16 protein-coding genes are annotated in these 19,323 nt (G+C 65.8%); 4 read left to right on the top strand and 12 right to left on the bottom strand.

Annotated elements, in window-relative coordinates; all coding sequences use genetic code 11:
• Positions 1 to 34: 34 nt before the first annotated feature.
• From hflX to H7A12_11115, 7 genes are all read right to left on the bottom strand, one after another.
• On the bottom strand, positions 35 to 1,333 hold the full coding sequence (hflX, locus tag H7A12_11145) for a GTPase HflX (protein ID MCP5321365.1): 1,299 nt from the start codon (positions 1,331 to 1,333) through the stop codon (positions 35 to 37).
• A gap of 1 nt (position 1,334) precedes the next feature.
• Complete coding sequence (hfq, locus tag H7A12_11140) at positions 1,335 to 1,577, bottom strand: RNA chaperone Hfq (protein MCP5321364.1); 243 nt, start codon at positions 1,575 to 1,577, stop codon at positions 1,335 to 1,337.
• A gap of 147 nt (positions 1,578 to 1,724) precedes the next feature.
• Positions 1,725 to 2,681, bottom strand: a complete 957-nt coding sequence (gene miaA, locus H7A12_11135; GenBank protein ID MCP5321363.1) for a tRNA (adenosine(37)-N6)-dimethylallyltransferase MiaA — start codon at positions 2,679 to 2,681, stop codon at positions 1,725 to 1,727.
• 15 nt (positions 2,682 to 2,696) lie between these two features.
• Positions 2,697 to 4,493, bottom strand: a complete 1,797-nt coding sequence (gene mutL / locus H7A12_11130; GenBank protein MCP5321362.1) for a DNA mismatch repair endonuclease MutL — start codon at positions 4,491 to 4,493, stop codon at positions 2,697 to 2,699.
• Positions 4,494 to 4,536: 43 nt separating this feature from the next.
• Entirely contained in the window at positions 4,537 to 6,012 is a 1,476-nt protein-coding gene (locus H7A12_11125; protein ID MCP5321361.1) for an N-acetylmuramoyl-L-alanine amidase, read from the bottom strand.
• Between the two features lie 85 nt (positions 6,013 to 6,097).
• Entirely contained in the window at positions 6,098 to 6,577 is a 480-nt protein-coding gene (gene tsaE, locus H7A12_11120; GenBank protein MCP5321360.1) for a tRNA (adenosine(37)-N6)-threonylcarbamoyltransferase complex ATPase subunit type 1 TsaE, read from the bottom strand.
• A gap of 17 nt (positions 6,578 to 6,594) precedes the next feature.
• Positions 6,595 to 8,106 carry an NAD(P)H-hydrate dehydratase gene (locus tag H7A12_11115; protein ID MCP5321359.1) on the bottom strand — a complete coding sequence of 504 codons (1,512 nt, stop codon included), beginning with the start codon at positions 8,104 to 8,106 and terminating at the stop codon, positions 6,595 to 6,597.
• A gap of 107 nt (positions 8,107 to 8,213) precedes the next feature.
• On the opposite strand from H7A12_11115, the gene queG reads away from it, so the two are divergent.
• Positions 8,214 to 9,314, top strand: a complete 1,101-nt coding sequence (gene queG / locus H7A12_11110; GenBank protein MCP5321358.1) for a tRNA epoxyqueuosine(34) reductase QueG — start codon at positions 8,214 to 8,216, stop codon at positions 9,312 to 9,314.
• 183 nt (positions 9,315 to 9,497) lie between these two features.
• Here queG and orn read toward each other — a convergent pair whose 3' ends face one another.
• Positions 9,498 to 10,046: an oligoribonuclease gene (gene orn, locus H7A12_11105; protein ID MCP5321357.1), complete on the bottom strand. Its 549-nt coding sequence runs from the start codon at positions 10,044 to 10,046 to the stop codon at positions 9,498 to 9,500.
• A gap of 71 nt (positions 10,047 to 10,117) precedes the next feature.
• On the opposite strand from orn, the gene rsgA reads away from it, so the two are divergent.
• Positions 10,118 to 11,092, top strand: coding sequence for a small ribosomal subunit biogenesis GTPase RsgA (gene rsgA, locus H7A12_11100; GenBank protein MCP5321356.1), 975 nt, complete (start codon positions 10,118 to 10,120; stop codon positions 11,090 to 11,092).
• Positions 11,093 to 11,109: 17 nt separating this feature from the next.
• Positions 11,110 to 11,976 (top strand): phosphatidylserine decarboxylase, encoded by an 867-nt coding sequence (gene psd / locus H7A12_11095; protein MCP5321355.1) that lies wholly within the window; start codon positions 11,110 to 11,112, stop codon positions 11,974 to 11,976.
• 75 nt (positions 11,977 to 12,051) lie between these two features.
• Here psd and genX read toward each other — a convergent pair whose 3' ends face one another.
• Entirely contained in the window at positions 12,052 to 13,020 is a 969-nt protein-coding gene (gene genX, locus H7A12_11090) for an EF-P lysine aminoacylase GenX (protein ID MCP5321354.1), read from the bottom strand.
• 4 nt (positions 13,021 to 13,024) lie between these two features.
• On the bottom strand, positions 13,025 to 13,594 hold the full coding sequence (gene efp / locus H7A12_11085) for an elongation factor P (GenBank protein MCP5321353.1): 570 nt from the start codon (positions 13,592 to 13,594) through the stop codon (positions 13,025 to 13,027).
• 180 nt (positions 13,595 to 13,774) lie between these two features.
• On the opposite strand from efp, the gene H7A12_11080 reads away from it, so the two are divergent.
• Positions 13,775 to 15,823 carry an EAL domain-containing protein gene (locus H7A12_11080; GenBank protein MCP5321352.1) on the top strand — a complete coding sequence of 683 codons (2,049 nt, stop codon included), beginning with the start codon at positions 13,775 to 13,777 and terminating at the stop codon, positions 15,821 to 15,823.
• Between the two features lie 5 nt (positions 15,824 to 15,828).
• On the opposite strand, the gene serB is transcribed toward H7A12_11080, so the two are convergent.
• A complete protein-coding gene (serB, locus tag H7A12_11075) occupies positions 15,829 to 17,055 on the bottom strand; it encodes a phosphoserine phosphatase SerB (GenBank protein ID MCP5321351.1) in 1,227 nt (408 codons plus the stop codon).
• The gene (gene parC, locus H7A12_11070; GenBank protein ID MCP5321350.1) at positions 17,052 to 19,307 is read right to left on the bottom strand and encodes a DNA topoisomerase IV subunit A; all 2,256 of its coding nucleotides are present in this window, start codon (positions 19,305 to 19,307) and stop codon (positions 17,052 to 17,054) included. Before parC ends, serB begins: the two co-directional genes overlap by 4 nt.
• Positions 19,308 to 19,323 lie beyond the last annotated feature (16 nt).

Raw genomic sequence — 19,323 nt, 5'->3', positions numbered from 1 at the left:
CGGTTTGCGCACACGATACGCGAAGCGCCGGATTCTAGCAGATGTGTTCAGGCGTCCCGCGCGATGTCGATGCGCCGTTTTCAGCAGCCAGCAGCCGGGCAAGCTGGGTACGCGGCAGGCGCACCTCGAGCCGGATCACGCCGTCGCCCTCGACCTGCTCGCGAAGTACGGCCCCCTTTTCGTAGAGCCGCGCTCGCAGTCGCCCCTGCTGCGGGGCAAGCGTGAGGCACTCGTGGACGATGTCCTGCTCCAGCAACTCGTCGATTGCCGTGCGCAACAGATCGAGTCCGCTGCCATCGCACGCCGACACCCAGACCCGGACCGGTTTGCCATCTTCCCCGCGATCGATGCGCGGCTGCATCTCGAGCAGGTCGATCTTGTTGCAGACCTGCAGGCGCGGCAGCTTTCCCGCTCCGATCTCGGCCAGCACTTTTTCCACCTCGAAGGAAGTGTCATCGCGATCGGTAGCGCTGGCGTCGATGACATGCAACAGAAGATCGGCGAGCCGCGCCTCATCCAGCGTGGCGCGGAAGGCTTCGACGAGCTGGTGCGGCAGATGGCGCACGAAGCCGACCGTGTCGGCCAGCACGACCGCACGCCCGTCGGCAAGCAAGCAGCGACGCATCGTGGGATCAAGCGTTGCAAACAACTGATCGGCGACGTAGACATCGGCACCGGTCAGCCGGTTGAACAACGTCGATTTGCCTGCATTCGTGTAACCAACCAGCGATACGGTCGGCATCTCGGCGCGACTGCGCGCACGGCGCCCCTGTTCGCGCTGCAGGTGTACCTTCTCCAGGCGTCGCGTCAACAACCGGATGCGGTCACGAATCAGCCGGCGGTCGGTTTCAAGCTGGGTTTCCCCGGGACCACGCAACCCGATCCCGCCTTTCTGCCGTTCGAGGTGCGTCCAGCCACGCACGAGCCGCGTGGAAATATGGCGCAACTGCGCCAGTTCGACCTGCAACTTGCCGAGGTGCGAACGTGCACGCTGGGCGAAGATGTCGAGGATCAGTCCGGTGCGATCGATCACGCGGCAGCCAAGCGCACGTTCCAGGTTGCGCTCCTGCGTTGGCGTCAGCGCGTGGTCGAAGATCACCAGCGCTGCCTCGTGCGCGTTCACGGCATCGACGATTTCAGCCAGCTTGCCGCTGCCAACAAAATGGCCAGGATCAGGTCGATCGCGCTGCCCGAGAATGTACTCGACCGGGTCACCGCCTGCCGAGAGCACCAACTCCTCGAGCTCGCGAGGATCGTCGCGAACTGCACCTGGCCCCAGATCCAGGTGAACGAGCACGGCTCGTTCACCACTCTGCGGGCGATCGAAAAACACCTCAGCCCGTACCCTCGTCACTGTCACCCGTGTCCAGACGCACCGGACGCGACGGCACGACCGTGGAAACCGCGTGCTTGTAGACCATCTGGCTGACCGTATTCTTCAACAGGATCACGAACTGGTCGAAAGACTCGATCTGACCCTGCAGCTTGATGCCGTTGACCAGGTAGATCGACACAGGAATGCGCTCCTTGCGCAGCACATTCAGGAAAGGGTCTTGTAACGTATGCCCCTTTGACATTTCAGCATTCTCCAAGTGGGGTCCGGGCGGACCCATTACGAATATTCGACGATTCCAGATCAATTTCGGGCTCTTGACCCGTGCCGGATCCTATCCGGCACCGGTTGAAAACACATTCTAAACTTGCCGGAGATTGTTCCCTTCTTCTCATATGGAGGCGGCATCGACGGCTTTCAAGGCCGCCGTGAACGCCTTGGCCTCGTCGGGCTCGTCACCGGGCAGCGTCACCAGCCCCGCCCAGTTGCGCAACCAGGTCAACTGGCGCTTGGCAAGCTGGCGTGTAGCCGCCGTGGCCCGTTCAACCAGTGAGCCCAGGTTGCCGTGGCCACCCAGATACTCCCACGCCTGGCGATAGCCTACGCAGCGCATCGACGGCAGGTCCGGGTGCAGGTCACCACGCCCCCGCAAGACGGCCACCTCATCCAGAAAACCGTCCGCAAGCATGACGTGAAAGCGGCTCTCGATGCGCTGGTGCAACCGCGCCCGATCCTGCGGCAGCAGCGCCAGCTGCAGGAACCGGCAAGGCAGATCGTCAGGCGCCAACTGCTGCGCATGCAGACTGCTCAGCGTGCAGCCGCTCGCCAGATAGACCTCGAGCGCACGCTGCACCCGTTGTCGATTCGCCGGATCGATGCGTGCTGCGCTGACGGGATCCACCTCGGCGAGACGGCGATGCACCCCCGCCCAGCCTTCACGCTCGGCAAGGACAGCGATATCGGCCCGAATCCGGGCATCGGCGGCAGGCAGCTCGGCCAACCCGCCGAGCAGTGCGCGAAAGTACAGCATGGTGCCTCCGACCAGCAGCGGGACCTGTCCCGCCGCCAATACATCGGCTATTGCCACCAGCGCATCGGCACGAAACTCGGCAGCCGAATAGGTCTCTGCAGGATCACGGATATCGATCAACCGGTGCGGATGGCGCGCCAGCAGTTCAGGCCCGGGCTTGGCCGTACCAATGTCCATGCCGCGGTAGACCTGCGCCGAGTCCACGCTGATGATCCCGCATCCAAGGCGATCGGCCAGCGCCAGAGCAAGCGCCGTCTTGCCCGCTGCAGTCGGCCCCATCAGGCAGATCGCCAGCGGCCTGTCACGTCGCAGTTGCATGGCCCCGGATCCCGCTCAGCGCCCGCGCAGGAACAGGCGATCAAGCTCTGCGAGCGGTTGTATGACCCAGGTCGGGCGTCCGTGATTGCACTGTCCGCTGCGCTCGGTTCTTTCCATATCGCGCAGCAGCGCGTTCATCTCGGTCAGACTGAGCTGGCGGTTCGCCCGCACCGAACCATGACAGGCCATCGCAGCCAGGATTTCGTCGCTGCGCGCCGCAATGCGCGTGCTGTCGCCATACTCGAGCAAGTCGGCGACCACGTCGCGCACCAGCGCCGCCATATCGGCACTGGCGAGCAGTACCGGCACCTGGCGCACGGTGACCGATTCCTCTCCGGAACGCACGAGCTCGAGCCCCAGTGCGGCGAGCTCCTCGGCGTGACGTTCGACACAGTCCGCTTCGCGCCGGCTCAACGCAACCGCCTGTGGCACCAGCAAGGGCTGCGCGCGCACACCACCGGCTGCGTGCGCTGTCTTCATCCGCTCGTAGGTGATGCGTTCGTGTGCCGCATGCATGTCTACCAGCACCAGACCATCACGGTTCTCCGCCAGGATGTACACACCTTTCAACTGTGCCAGCGCATAACCAAGGGGTGGCACGTCGTCCTGACCATCCGCCGTGCCCACCGGCAGCGGCGGCATCGTCTGCAGCCCGGGCGCCAGCGCGTGGTAAGCGAACAGGGTCTCGGCGATCGCTGCGGGTTCGGGACGGGTCCACAGCGGATGCTGCACGATCGGGCGCGCATCGGCGGTCACCGTCGCTGCTTGAGCCTCGAACCGGTCCGCCGTGACAGCCGCCGGCGCCTGAGCGGGTCGCAACTCCGCCAGCGCACGGTGCAGCGCATGGAACAGGAAGTCGTGCACCTGTCGCGATTCGCGAAAACGCACCTCGCTTTTGGCCGGATGCACGTTGACGTCGACCTGCACCGGATCGAGTTCGAGATAGAGCACATAGGCCGGATGCCGGTCCCCGTACAGCACATCGCGGTACGCCTGGCGCACCGCATGCGTGACTACCCGGTCGCGCACCGCGCGGCCATTGACGAAAAAGTATTGCTGATCGGCCTGCGCACGCGAGAAGGTCGGCCTTGTGACCCAGCCTGACAGGCGCATGCCGGAAGCCGCGGCATCGATCGCGACCGCATTTTCGAGAAAGGGCGACCCGCACAATGCTGCCAGCCGTTGCTCGCGCTCGGCCTGGGTTGTGCAGGCACGCAGCGTGAACACCGTGCGCCGGTCGTGTCGCAATGTGAATGCAACATCGAAGCGCGCGAGCGCGATGCGACGCACGACCTCCTCACAGTGTCCGCATTCGGTACGCGCCGAACGCAGGAACTTCCGGCGTGCCGGCGTGTTGAAGAACAGCTCGAGCACCTCGATCGTGGTCCCGCGCGGGTGCGCACCCGGCGTGATGCGCGGCGTGCCGTCAGCGGCGTACTCAAGACGGCTGGCGTGTGCCGCGTCGGCGCTGGCGGTGAGGATCCCGAGCCGCGACACCGAGGCGATGCTCGCCAGCGCCTCGCCGCGAAAACCGAAACTGAGCACCCGCTCGAGGTCCTCGAGCGTATGGATCTTGCTGGTCGCGTGGCGGGTGATGGTCAGCGGCAGGTCTTCGGCTGCGATGCCCTCGCCGTCGTCGCGGATACGCAGCAGACGCATGCCGCCGTCCTCGAGATCGATGTCGATGCGAGTCGCGCCCGCATCGAGACTGTTCTCGAGCAGTTCCTTGAGCACGGACGCGGGCCGCTCGACGACCTCACCGGCCGCGATCTGGTTTGCAAGCGAGTCGCTGAGCTGCCTGATGCGCCCCATTCCGGTATCACTGCGTATTCTGGAAGGGCGCGAGGACGTTCGATCAGGTCTGCGGGATCACGATGGTCTGCCCCGCCCGGATGTCGTTGCCACCGCCCAACCCGTTGGTCCTGACGATGTCGCCGACACTAACACGATAGCGCTCGGCGATGCCAGACAGCGTATCACCGCGCGTGATCGTGTACTGCGACGGACGTGCTCCCGCGCGCACGCTCAGTGCGATCTGCGTACCCGGTGGCGGACTCCTCAGGAAATAGTCCCCCAACCCCGCGAAGATCGCCGCGGCCATGTTGCGCTGGTAGCCGGGATTATCGAGACGCTCCGCTTCCAGCGGGTTCGAAATGAAGCCTGTCTCGACGAGAATCGACGGCATATCGGGAGATTTCAGCACCAGGAATCCGGCCTGTTCGACGCGTACCTTGTGCAGGTGCGCGATACGGCCCATCGAGTCCAGCACACGACCTCCGGCACCGAGGCTGGCATCCAGCGTTGCCGTCATCGACAGGTCGGTCAGGACGCCGGCAACGACCGGGTCCTTCGCACCCAGATCGACGCCGCCGATCAGGTCGGCGCCGTTCTCGCGCTGGGCCAGGAAGGCCGCCGACACACTGGTCGCACCCCGCTGTGACAGCGCGTAAACGGAGGCACCACGTGCGCGCGCGTGCGTGAACGCATCGGCGTGCACCGACACGAACAGATCGGCGCCACGTGCGCGCGCAAGGTCGCGGCGCTGGTGCAGCGGAATGAAATAGTCCCCGGTACGGATCATCGTGGCCCGGTAGCCGGGCTGCGCATCGATGCGCTTCTGCAGTTCACGCGCGATCGCCAGCACGACGTCCTTCTCGCGCACGCGCCCGGGACCGATCGCACCGGGATCCTGCCCGCCGTGTCCCGCGTCGACCGCGATCAGGACGCGTCGCCCCTGTACCGGTGGCGGCGGCAGCGGCGTGCTGCGTGGCGGTGCCAATTGCGGTGCGGGCGCAGCGGGGGGTGACGGTGGGGAAACGCTGGCGGCTGCAGGCTGCTGCGACGACGACACCGCAGCTGTCGGCGCTGCTTGCCGGGTGGCCACGGTATTTGCCGGCACCGCCTGCGGCGGGACGCCTGGCGGCGCCTGCGGCGGGAGTGCGGGCCGCGCTGCGGACTGTGCAGGAACCCCGCCGACGAGGTCGATGACGAGACGATGCCCCTGCCCGCTGCTCGGTGCAAGCGTGAAACTGTTGGCGCGCACCTCATCGTGCAGGTCGAGCACGATGCGCAACTGACCCGAGCCATAGGACCCGCTACGGATGCTGCGAATCTGCGTTCCCGTGAACTCGACCGTGTGCAGCGGTGCTGCCAGCCGACCCTGCTCGAGGTCGATCACCAGACGGTCCGGTCCGCTCATCGTCGACAGCTTGTGTCGCACCGGCGCATCGAGGTCGAAAACCAGACGGGTCTTGCCCTCGCCACGCCACAGTCGCAGCCCCTCGACGGCGACGGCGGCAACAGCCTGAGCGCTCGCGAACAGCAGCGCCATGGCAAGCCCGGCACCTCGCGACAGTCGCAGAAAATGGCGAAGCAAACCCATGCGCTCCGGTATCCACAGATTATTCCAATTTCAACTATAGCAATGGTTTGCAATCATGTGCTGCGAAAGTGTCTAGCCATCGCGCCACTATTTCCCGTCCGTGCAGGTTACACGCCCGCCAGCGCAGGCGACGCCCGCCACCGGCACTCTCCTCGAGCCGGATCTCGAGATCCGCCGGCGGCAGATGCCCGGCTCCACGCCCGGGCCATTCGACGAGCAGGATCGCGTCGGCGCGCACGTAATCACGGATACCGATGAATTCGAGTTCTTCCGGATCACCCAGACGATAGAGATCGAAGTGGTACAGCGCACGACCGCTGAGCGCGTACGGCTCCACCAGCGTGTAGGTCGGACTCTTCACCGCGCCGTGATGCCCGAGCCCCCGCAGCACGCCACGCGCAAAGGTGGTCTTGCCGGCACCGAGGCTGCCGTGCAGATAAACGACCGCGCCGCCCGCCAGCGCATGCGCCAGTGCCGTTCCGCTCGCCTCGGTCGCGGCCTCGTCGGGCAGCATGCACTCATCGTCGCGACTCACGTTGCGGGCCCGACAGCTTCGACGCCATTCAGCAGGCGGCGCAGCCACGGCAACAGATCGGTCGCCAGCAGCCCGCGCTCGCCGTCGCTCATCACCGCGCAGTCGGCCGCACGCGCGTGCAGGCAGACACCCTGGCGCGCCGCTTCGCCCAGCGTCGCGCCCTGCGCCAGCAGCGCAGCGAGCACCCCACTCAGCACATCCCCCATGCCGCCACTCGCCATTCCCGGGTTGCCGTAAGGGCACACCCCGGTCACCGTGGACGCGGCATCGGCAACCAGAGTGCCCGCGCCTTTCAACACCACTGCACCGGGGAAACGAGCAAGCAGTGCGCCGAGCGCGCCGAAGCGGTCCGCCTCGACCTCGGCACTGGTGCAGCCAAGCAAGCGTGCCGCCTCGCCCGGATGCGGAGTGAGCAACCACTTTTCGCATGGGGAGTGCATGCCTGGCATGCCATCGGCAAGTGCGTTCAGCGCATCGGCGTCGATCACGGTGGTCTTGCCGCTGGCAAGCACACGCTGCAGCATCTGCTCGGCCCAGGCGCCGCGACCAAGTCCGGGGCCGACCACCAGCACGGTGGCACGCGCGAGCAGCGGCTCGAGCTGCTGCGGGTGCTCGACCCCGTGCGCCATGATTTCAGGGCGGCGCGCGACGATTGCCGCGACGTTGGCCGGCACCGTTGCGAGCGATACCAGTCCGGCACCGCAACGGGCCGCTGCCTCTGCGGCCAGCGCCACAGCACCACCCATACCGAGGCTTCCGCCGACGACCAGCACATGCCCGAAGTGCCCCTTGTGCGCTGTGCGTGCGCGAGAAGGCAACGCAGTGAGCGCCAGCAGTTCGGCTTCGGCACCGACTTCTCGGTAGACCGCCGACGGCACGCCAAGATCAGCGAAATGCAGCTTGCCGCAGTGCTCGCGCCCAGCCGCCGTGAACTGCCCGCGCTTGCGCCCGATGAACGTCACCGTGTGGGCGGCTCGCACCGCCACGCCAAGCGCCCTGCCGGTATCGCTGCAGATCCCGGAGGGGATGTCGACCGCGATCACCGGCAATCCGCTGGCGTTGATTGCGCCGATCGCCTCGGCATGCATCGCGCGCACGGTTCCACCGAGCCCGGTGCCGAGCAACGCATCGACGATCACACCACGCTCGAAAGGGCGTCCGGGATCGAATGCACGCATCGCGACACCAGCGCTGCGCGCGGCTGCAAACGCAAGCCGTGCGTCGCCCGCGATGCGCTCCTCGTCACCGACCAGCCACGCCTCGACCGGCCAGCCCGCATCCATCGCAAGACGCGCAATGACGAAACCATCACCACCGTTGTTGCCGCTGCCACAGACCACATGCAACGGCGGCAGCAGCGGAAAATGCGCCCGCAATACATCGAACACCGCACGCCCGGCGCGTGTCATCAGCGTGATGCCGGGAATCCCGTGGCCTTCGATCGCCACGCGGTCGAGCGCGCGCACCTGCGCGGCGGTGTACAGCGGCAACGCAACGGTATCCGCCATCGTGCACGATCTCCGTGAAAAGTCCGGGTCATTGTATCCGATGCCTCCGTGCTATCTTGCCGCACGCCCGGCAGCGGAGGGCCGGCAACCGGAACCCGGGGCGACAGATGCCAGATCACGACACCGAGCACACGCAAACACCCGAGGCGCTCACCGAACTCGCCGCGGACATCCGTGCATGGGCGCACGAGCTCGGCTTCCAGTCGGTCGGCATCTGTGCAACCACTCTCACCCCGCACGATCAGCGACTGCGCGACTGGGTTGCTGCCGGACGGCACGGCGACATGGACTACATGGAACGCCACGGCGACAAGCGCTGGCGACCCGATGCGCTGATTCCCGGAACACAGCGCCTGATTTCGGTACGCATGGACTACCGCCACGACGGCACCGAACCGCTCACCGTGCTGCAGAACCCGCAGCAAGCCTACGTCTCCCGCTACGCGCTCGGGCGCGACTACCACAAGCTGATGCGGGCGCGGCTTGCCCGGCTCGCGACCCGCATTGCCGAACGGCGACCTGCAAGCGCTCTGCGCGCCTTCGTCGACAGCGCACCGGTACTCGAACGCGGCGTGGCACAAAAGGCGGGATTGGGCTGGATCGGCAAGAACACGCTGCTGATCCACCCGCAGGCGGGCTCGTGGTTCTTTCTGGGAGAGATCTACACCGACATCGCATTGCCCGTGGACACGGAATTCAGCGGCATGCATTGCGGCAGTTGCACCGCCTGCCTCGAGGTCTGCCCGACGCGCGCCTTCGTGGCGCCGTTCGTGCTGGATGCGACTCGCTGCATCTCCTACCTCACGATCGAATCACACCGTGCGATTCCGCTCGAGCTGCGCCCGCTGATCGGCAATCGCGTATTCGGCTGCGACGACTGCCAACTGGTCTGCCCATGGAACAAGTTCGCACGCCCCAGCGCGGAGCCCGACTTCCTGCCGCGCCACCGGCTCGACGACAGCGACCTGGTCTCGCTGTTCGCATGGACTGCCGAGGAGTTCCTGGAGCGCATGGCCGGCACGGCGCTGCATCGGCTGGGGCACGAGCGCTGGCTGCGCAACCTCGCCGTCGCCCTCGGCAACGGTCCGCCGAGCGATGCTGCACGGGCTGCGCTCGCGGCACGTGCGGAGCATCCCTCGGAGCTGGTGCGCGAACACGTCGCATGGGCCATGCAACGGCTGGCGATGCATCCAAAGGGCGGCGTGTAGAGCCTGTCGCAAAAAACCTTCGAGTCGATGCAGGCTGCGTGCGGCGAAGCCTTCGCATCGGGGGGCGTTCGCCGCACGGATGCGGCGCTCGAGCCTGCAGGGATGCATTTACGGCGTCCCACCGGTGTGAAGGCTTCGCCGCACGCTTCGCACACGTCGTTGCCAACATCGGCACGCACGGTTTCAGTGATCGATACGAAAGAAGGTATCCCGGTAGTGGCGCAGCTCCGCGATCGACTCGCGGATATCATCCAGCGCACGGTGGCTGCCCTGCTTGATCAGGCTTGCCAGCACCTCGGGTCGCCAGCGGCGCGCCAGCTCCTTGATCGTGCTCACGTCGAGATTGCGGTAGTGGAAGAACACCTCGAGTCGGGGCAGATGCTGCGCCATGAACCGTCGGTCCTGGCAAATGCTGTTGCCGCACATCGGCGACTTGCCGGCAACGACATGCTGGGCCAGGAAATCCAGCGTGATCCGTTCCGCCTCCCGCTCGTCGATCCTGCTCGCACGCACTCGCTCGACGAGCCCCGATGCACCGTGGGTGCGCGTGTTCCATTCGTCCATTGCCGCCAGCGTCGCATCATCCTGGTGGATCGCAAGCACCGGCCCCTCGGCAATCACGGCAAGCGCCGCATCGGTGACTATGGTGGCGATTTCGAGCACGCGATCGCGTTGTGGATCGAGGCCGGTCATCTCCATGTCGACCCACACCAGTGCGTCGTCGGACAGCATGCTAGACTCCTCGGCGATATGACTGATCCCACCCGCCACATTATGCAACACGCCGTCAGCGCTGCACCCGCATGGCCGGTCGCAGGCTGAGCCACAACCAGGCTCGGCGGGTGCGTGCGCTGCACCAACGCCACGAAGACGAATCCCGGCACGACGGCTCCGGCCCGCTGCGCACAGGCGTGATCATCGCGCGCTTCGGCAAGCAGGTCGAACTGGAAGATACGCGGACGCCCGGCGTGCTCGCGCGCGCCCACATCCGCGCCAACATCGACTCGCTGGTCGCGGGCGACCGGGTCACCTGGCAGGTCGGAGAAGACGGGAACGGTGTGGTCGTCGCACGCAGCGAACGCAGCAGCGTGCTGCTGCGCCCGGACATGCAGGGGGCGCTGCGCGCCGCCGCAGCGAACCTCGACCAGATCGTCATCGTGATCGCACCGGAACCACCGCCGCATGCCAACCTGCTCGACCGCTATCTCGCCGCAGCCGAGGATGCCGGACTGCATGCCGTGATCCTGCTGAACAAGACCGACCTGATCGGCGACGCGTCCCCTCTCGATGCACTGCTCGAACCGTATCGTGCTATCGGCTATCCGGTTCTGCACGCGAGCGCACACTCGATGCAGGGGCTCGCAGGACTCGACGCGGCACTTGCAGCCCACACCACCGCATTCACCGGACAGTCCGGCGTAGGCAAGTCATCACTGATCGCAGCGCTGCTGCCACGCGAGGACATCCGCATCGGCGCGTTGTCACACGCTGCGACCAAGGGGCGGCATACAACCACGACGGCACGCCTGTATCATCTTCCGGCGGGTGGCGATCTGATCGACTCCCCCGGCATCCGTGAATTCGGTCTCGGGCATTTCGACGCACAACGCGTGGCTCGCGGGTTCATCGAATTCCGCCCCTGGATCGGCAACTGTCGCTTCCGCGACTGCCGCCACCACGACGAACCTGGCTGCGCGCTGCGTGAGGCAGTCGCACACGGCACGGTAAGCCCGCAGCGCTACGCGAGCTACCTGCAGATCATCGGAGATTGCTCATGAACGAACAGTGGAGCGTGTTGCGCACACGCGTATTCATCGCGCTGCAGTACCTGCTGCCGCAACATCTGCTCTCGAGGCTGCTCGGTCGGCTGGCGCATGCACGCTTCGCCCCGCTGAAAGACACGCTGATCCGCCGCTTCATCGCACGCTTCGATATCGACATGAGCGAGGCGGTACGACCCGAGCCCGGGGCTTACGCACATTTCAACGCGTTCTTCACGCGCGCACTGCGTCCCGGTGCGCGTGAAATCGACACGGGTGCCGATGCCGTCACCTCCCCGGCCGACGGCGCCGTGAGTCAGATCGGCACGATCGCGGCGGGCCGGATCTTCCAGGCCAAGGGGCACTCGTTCAGCACCGCCGAACTGCTCGCCGACAGCGCCGATGGGGCGCTGTTCGACGGCGGCGCATTCGCGACGATCTACCTCTCGCCACGCGATTACCACCGCGTGCACATGCCGCTCGCAGGCCGGCTGCGCAGACTGCGTCATGTGCCGGGGCGGCTGTTCTCGGTGAACCCGGTCACGGCGGCATCGGTTCCAGCGCTGTTCGCACGCAACGAGCGCGTCATCTGCACGTTCGATACGGAGCACGGACCGCTCGCGATGGTGCTGGTAGGGGCGATGGTGGTAGCAGGGATCGAGACCGTCTGGACTGGCCCGATCGCACCAGCCGGACACGGCATACTCACGCTGGATTACGAACTCGACGAACACGCGCGCACGCTCGCCAAGGGCGCCGAGATGGGGCGATTCCAGTTCGGCTCCACCGTGATCCTGCTGCTGCCGCGTGATCAGGTCGACTGGGATTCGGCACTCGGGTCCGGATCGGTGCTGCGCATGGGGCAGCGCATCGGCACGCTGGTACGCCCCCCGTCGGCATGAATGCCGACCTACCCGTAGGTCGGGTTTCAACCCGACGCGTACCGGCGCGAATCCTACGTCGGCATGAATGCCGGCCTACGCACGGTGGGCGGAAAAGGCGAGCACCTCGTCGATGTCACGCGCCCCCACGTCGATCATCACCAGCCGGTCCAGACCAAGCGCGACACCGGCGCAGGGTGGCAGGCCGTGCTCCATCGCGGCCAGCAGACGCTCATCCAGCGGCACCACGTCGAGACCACGCACGAGTCGCTGCGTGTTGTCTGCCTGCATCCGCGCGCGCAGCTCCTGCGCATCCAGGAGCTCGTTATAGCCGTTGGCCATCTCGCAACCGTCGATGAACAACTCGAAGCGATCGGCAATGCGGTTGCCGTCGGCGTCGCTGATCACACGTGCGAGTGAGGCGCGTGCAGCCGGGAACGCCTCGACAAAATGCAGGCAACCCGCACCGAGCTGCGGTTCGACGTGTTCGCTGAACAGCAGATCGAGCAACTCGTCGCGAGTCCAGTCGGCGACGGCTGCGCCGGCGCTCGCCGCGGCACATGCGCGCAGTTCGGCGTCAGTCGCAGCAAACGGATCGATGCCCAGCGCTGCGCGAAACAACACGGACCAGGCAGTGCGGCGTACCGGGCGCTCACCGATCACCGCAGCCACCAGTTCGGCAACCTCCGCAGCGAGACGAGCCGTATCGAAACCGGGCCGATACCATTCGAGCATGCTGAACTCCGGGTTGTGCCGTTTACCGTGCTCACCACGACGGAACACGCGCGCAACCTGGTAGATCGGGCCACAGCCAGCAGCGAGCAGCCGCTTCATGGCAAATTCAGGACTGGTCTGCAGGAACCACGACGCATCGTCCGCGCCCGGCTGTGCCGGCACGCTGGCGAGCAGCGGATCGGTGGCGGTGACCGGAGAGAGCTGCGGCGTATCGACTTCGAGCACACCGCGCGCAGCGAAGAACGTCCGTATCGTGGCAAGGATCTGCGCGCGCCGCTGCAGGGTAGCCAGCGTGGCGCCGGGGCGCCACACACCGCCCGCACGCGGCATCGGCTCAGGAACGCACGCGGTTCATGTACTCGCCGGTGCGGGTATCCACACGTACCACGTCGCCCACATCGAGAAACAGCGGCACGCGCACAACGGCACCGGTAGAGAGCTTGGCGGGCTTCGTACCACCCGTTGCGGTATCACCGCGCAAGCCCGGGTCGGTTTCAGCGATTTCGAGTTCGACGAAGTTCGGTGGTGTCACCGTGAGCGGCGCGTCGTTCCACAGCGTGATCGTGCAGAGATCCTGTTCCTTCAGCCATTGATCCGCGTTGCCGACGATGTCCTTCGACGCCGTGTACTGCTCGAAGCTTTCCGGGTCCATGAAGTTCCAGAACTCGCCGTCGTTGTAGAGGTATTGCAACTCCTTGTCGACCGCGTCCGCGCCCTCGAGTACATCACCCGACTTGAAGGTACGCTCCCACACACGCCCGTTCTTCAGGTTGCGCAGCTTCACGCGATTGAATGCCTGCCCCTTGCCCGGCTTTACATACTCGTTCTCGAGAATCGAGCACGGATCACCGTCGAGGATGACCTTGAGCCCGGGTTTGAATTCATTGGTGGAGAACGTCGCCATGTAAGCCTCTGCAGGATGCACGCCAGATGAACGGCGCGCATGATACTCCGATTCGGCACCAGCGCATCAGATCTGCGCAGCAGCGCACGCTGCGTCGATTGGCGCGTGCTGCAGCCCTCTTCTACAATGCCTTGACCGCCCATGCGGCAACGGAGGCGCGGCGTTCACGGCCCGAGCTGGATGCAGCACAACGACACCATACGGATCCTGATCGGCTGTGCCTCGCAGGCACGGCTGGAAACCTGTCTCGCGCTGTTTCGTGACACGACCCGGCTGGTGCGGGCGCACCGCGCTGCATCGCTGCAGGAGCTCGCCGACGCACTGCGCGATCGCCAGTGGGACCTGGTGATCGTCGATGACGACCATCCCGAACTGTCGCCAACCGATGCGCTGGCGACCCTCACGGCAACCGGCAGCGACATTCCATGCCTGGTGCGTGCGACCGATCCGTCCGGCCCGGATGCACTGGCATGGCGACGCGCCGGCGCTCTCGAAGTGCTCCCGAGCGATGCCGGCGAACTGCTACCCCTCGCCGCGATCCGCGAAGTCGATGCATTGCGCACACGACGCGACCTCGCCGAGCTTCGCGTGCAACATGAGGAAGTGGCGCGACGTTGCGAACTGCTGCTGGGAACTGCACGCGAGGCGATCGCCTACGTGGTCGACGGCATGCACGTACATGCGAATTCGCGCTACGCGACGCTGTTCGGTTATACGACGGTCGAGGATCTGGCGTCGGCGCCGTTGGTCGACCTGATCGACAACGCGGGGCAGCAGCAATTCAAGGACGCACTGAAACGCTACCGTGCCACCCCCGACGAGGAGACTGCGATCGGCTTCACCGGGCTGCGGACCGACGGTTCGTGCTTCGGAGGCGAGCTCGTGCTGTCGACGGCGAGCTTCGAGGGCGAGCCATGCATGCAGGTCGTGGTGCGCGAGAGTTCGCACCGAGGTGTTGCGGCAGATTCCGGCGCACAAGCGACGGGAGACGGGCTCGAGGCACTCGTCGATGCGCTGCGCTGCGCGGTCGACGGGCAACTCGTGCTGCTCGCCGTCGACGGCTTCGCGCAGCACTGCCGCAAGCTCGGCATGACCGGTGCAACCCGGCTCATGCGCGAACTCGCGACTTTCGTCACCCTGACCACGGGCTGGGATACGCAGCCGCTACGGGTGGGCGATGCGGTGCTCGCCTGGCAGCTTGCGAACGACGACGTCGACGCCGTGGCCACCCAGGCGCGCGGGATGGTCGGCGCCGTAGCCCGACACATCCATGAGATCGGCACCCAGAGCGTTACCTGCACGGTGTGCGTGCAGGTGTGTCCCGTTTCACCCGGGTGCGACGGCAGCGCGGAGGAGATGCTGGACCGCTGCTGGTCGGCGCTCACCGACACGGTGGAACGTGCCAGTGCACTGCGCGCAGGAGATCCGGCACGGGTGGACATCGCGCGCGGTGCAAGCCCGGCAGCGACGATCAGCGCCAGCACGATCGCCGGGCCCGCGCTGGAAGAGGCACTGCGTGGCGGTGAATTGCGCTTGCTGTTCCAGCCGATCGTCAGCCTGCGTGGCGACAACAGCGAATACTACGAACTGTTCGTGCGCCATCACCCGTCCGGCAAGGCGGGTCGCGAATGGCTGGCGGAAAACTACCCGGGCGCGAGCAACGCGGACCTCGATCGCCTGGTCACGCGTGAGGCACTGCACCGGCTCGCAGAGCATCGCAAGGCATGCCCGCAAACACGGCTGATCCTGCCACTCGGCGCCGCCAGCGTGCTGGATCCGGTGTGCGCACAGTGGCTGGGTGATGCACTGCGTACGGCAGGGCTCGCTCCGGACAGCGCTGCAATCGCGATCGAGCACCGTGTCGTCGCCGCGAACCTGAAGCAGGCGAAGGACTTCGCCGGACAACTCGGCGCACTCGGCTGTCGCCTGTGCATCACAGAGGTGCACAGTGGGGCAAATCCGATTCCGGACCTGGTGCATCTGCGTCCGCAACTGGTGCGCATCGCCGACGTACTGAGCCGTGTGCTCGGCGACAACGAGAGCACGAACACCGTGTTGAAACCGCTGATCGAAGCGTTGCACCGCGAGCAGATCGCACCGGTGATGCCCAATGTCGACAGCGCGAGTACGCTCGCCGTGCTGTGGCAGCTCGGGCTGAGCTTCATCGAGGGCGATTACCTGCAATCCGCCCAGCCGCAGATGAGCTACGACTTCACCGATCTGAACTGAAGCATTCAGATCCCGCCGGTCTCGCGATCGCTGATTCCCAGCAGGTACAGGATTCCGTCCAGCCCGAGTGTGGAAATCGCGTGACGCGCCGACTCCTTCACGATCGGCTTGGCGCGGAACGCGATGCCGAGGCCGGCAATGCCGAGCATCGGCAGGTCGTTGGCACCATCCCCGACCGCGATCACCTGCTCCAGCGCGATACCCTCGCGCGCGGCTATCTCACGCAGCAGTTCGGCCTTGCGCGCGCCGTCGACGATGCGACCGACGACGCGCCCTGTGACACGTCCGTCGGCGATGTCGAGTTCATTGGCAAACACGTAATCGATACCGAGCCGCTGCTGCAGACGACGGCCGAAGTAGCCGAAGCCGCCAGAGATGATCGCGGTACGCAAACCGATGCGACGCAGCGTGGAAACCAGTTTCTCCGCGCCTTCACTGAGGCGCAGCTCCGCCGCGACTTCCTCCAGCACCACCTCGTCCAGCCCGGCCAGCAGCGCCACACGACGGCGAAAACTCTCGCAGAAATCGATTTCTCCGCGCATCGCCCGCTCGGTGATCGCAGCCACCTCGGCACCGACACCCGCGCGCTTGGCGAGCTCATCGATTACCTCTGCCTCGATCAGGGTCGAATCCATGTCGAAGACCACCAGCCGCCGGTTGCGGCGGAACATGTTGTCCTCCTGGTACGCGATGTCGACGCCGAGTTCGCTGGCCAGCTCGAGGAATTCCCGGCGCATCGTCGCCGGCTCGGTCACGTCGCCACGCACCGAGAATTCGACACAGGCACGCGCACTGCCACCGACGACGTCCGGCGACACACGACCCGAGAGCCGGTTGATCTTGTCGATATTGAGTCCGTGGTGCGCAATCACGCTCGTCAACCGCGCGATTTCCTCACCTCGCAGTTGCCGCGACAGCAGCGTCACGATATGCCGCGACTTGCCTTGCCCGGCGACCCACTCGCGGTAGCTGCCGCTGCTGATCGGCGTATAGCGCACCTGCAACCCGGCTTCATGCGCACGAAACAGCAGATCCTTCAGGGCTGCGGGGGTCTCGCGTTCCTCGGGAATCTCGATCAGCAGCCCGAGCGACAGATGACTGTGGATCACCGCCTGACCGATATCGAGCACGTTGATGCGATGCGCGGCGAGAATCCCCGTCACCATCGACGTGATGCCGGGGCGATCCTCGCCGGAAATGTTGATCAGCAGGATGTTCTGCATGCCCTTCAGTCCGTGGCAACCTCGATGCGTTCGACTTTCTGGAAACCCCGCGGCAGCTTGTTGCCACGGCGGCCGCGTTCGCCACGGTACGCATCCAGATCCGAACCCTTCAATTTCAGATAGCGCTTGCCGCTGTGCACGACGACCGTGGCGTCGGGAGCCAGCACCAGCGCAGCGAGCATGAACTCCTCGCGCGCACGCAACAGCGTGGCGGAAATGCCCATGATCCTGTTGCCCTTGCCACGCGCGAGCATCGGCAACTCCGCGACCGGGAACACCAGCATTCGCCCCTCGTTGCTGACTGCCACCAGCAGGTCTCGCGCTGCATCGCGGACCCGCACCGGCGCCAACACCTCGGCGCCCTCAGGCAATGTGAGCACGGCCTTGCCGGCGCGGTTCTTCGTCAGCAGGTCGGCGAGTCGGACGACGAAGCCGTAACCCGCGTCGCTCGCGAGCAGGTACAGATTCGCATCGTCGCCCATCAGCGCACCCATGAACCGTGCCCCCGACGGCGGATTGATACGGCCGGTCAGCGGCTCGCCCTGCCCGCGCGCGGACGGCAAGGCATGCGCCGCCAGTGCATAGCTGCGTCCGCTCGAGTCGAGCAGCACCACCGGCTGGCTGGAGCGACCCTGCACTGCGCACAGAAAGCCGTCTCCCGCCTTGTAGCTGAGCTTCGTACCGTCGACGTCGAGACCCTTCGCGGCACGGATCCAACCCTTTTCGGACAGCACCACGGTGACCGGTTCCGACGCAACCAGTTCGGTTTCGCTGTACGCACGCGCCTCCTCGCGCTCGACCAGCGGCGAACGCCGTGCGTCGCCGAATTCCTCGGCCACCGCGAGCAGCTCCTTGCGCATCAGCGCAGTGAGGCGCGCCTCGGAACCGAGCGTCTTTTGCAAAGCGTCACGCTCGGTGGCGAGTTCCGCCTGCTCACCGCGGATCTTCATTTCCTCGAGCTTCGCGAGATGACGCAACTTCAGCTCGAGGATCGCCTCGGCCTGCTCGTCGCTCAGTCCGAAGCGCTCCATCAACACCGGCTTGGGCCGGTCTTCGCTGCGAATGATCGCGATCACTTCATCGATGTTCAGGAACGCGATCAGCAAGCCGTCGAGGATGTGCAGGCGGCGCAACACCTGCTCCAGCCGGTGCTGCAGGCGCCGGCGTACGGTCTGGCGGCGAAAATCCAGCCATTCACGCAGCATCGACGCCAGGTCGCGCACGCCCGGGCGGCCGTCCAGCCCGATCACGTTCATGTTCACGCGATAGCTGCGCTCCAGATCGGTAGTCGCAAACAGATGCGACATCAGACCCTCGGCCTCGATCCGGTTCGAACGCATCACGATCACCAGCCGCGTGGGATTCTCGTGATCGGACTCGTCACGCAGATCGGCGACCACGGGCAGCTTCTTCGCCTGCATCTGCGCGGCGATCTGCTCCAGCACGCGCGCTCCCGACACCTGGTGTGGCAAGGCCGTGATCACGATATCGCCCTGTTCGCGCGTCCATACCGCGCGCGCGCGCAACGTGCCGCGCCCGCTCGCATACAGTGCGCGCAGATCCCGCGCCGGCGTGATGATTTCGGCCTCGGTGGGAAAATCCGGACCATGCACCCACGCACACAACTCCTCGCTGGTGGTGCCGGGATGCTCGAGCAGTTGCACGCAGGCCGCGATCAGTTCGCGCAGATTGTGCGGCGGGACATCGGTGGCCATACCGACTGCGATGCCGGTGGTACCGTTCAGCAGGATGTGCGGTGCCCGCGCGGGCAACACATCGGGCTCCTCGAGCGTACCGTCGAAGTTCGGAATCCAGTCGACCGTGCCCTGTGCGACTTCGGCGAGCAGCAGGTCGGCAAACGGCGTCAGGCGCGACTCCGTGTAGCGCATCGCAGCAAAGGACTTCGGGTCGTCGGACGAACCCCAGTTGCCCTGGCCGTCGATCAGCGGATAGCGGTACGAGAACGGCTGCGCCATCAGCACCATCGCCTCGTAGGCGGGACTGTCACCGTGCGGGTGGAACTTGCCGATCACGTCGCCGACGGTACGGGCGGACTTCTTGTATTTCGCACTCGCACGCAGCCCCAGATCGTGCATCGCGTAGACGATGCGCCGCTGCACCGGCTTCAGCCCGTCACCGATATGCGGCAGGGCGCGGTCGAGGATCACGTACATCGAATAGCCGAGGTACGCCTTCTCGGTGTAGTCACGCAGCCGGATGCGCTCGACGTCGGCTGCGGTCGGGGTCTGTTCCTGGATCATGCTTTTCTCCGGCCTC

This window comes from Pseudomonadales bacterium, from assembly GCA_024234165.1.
Lineage (GTDB): Bacteria > Pseudomonadota > Gammaproteobacteria > Pseudomonadales > UBA5518 > UBA5518.
Note: the sequence above shows the minus strand (reverse complement) of the source record. Positions and strands in the feature narration are given on the sequence as shown.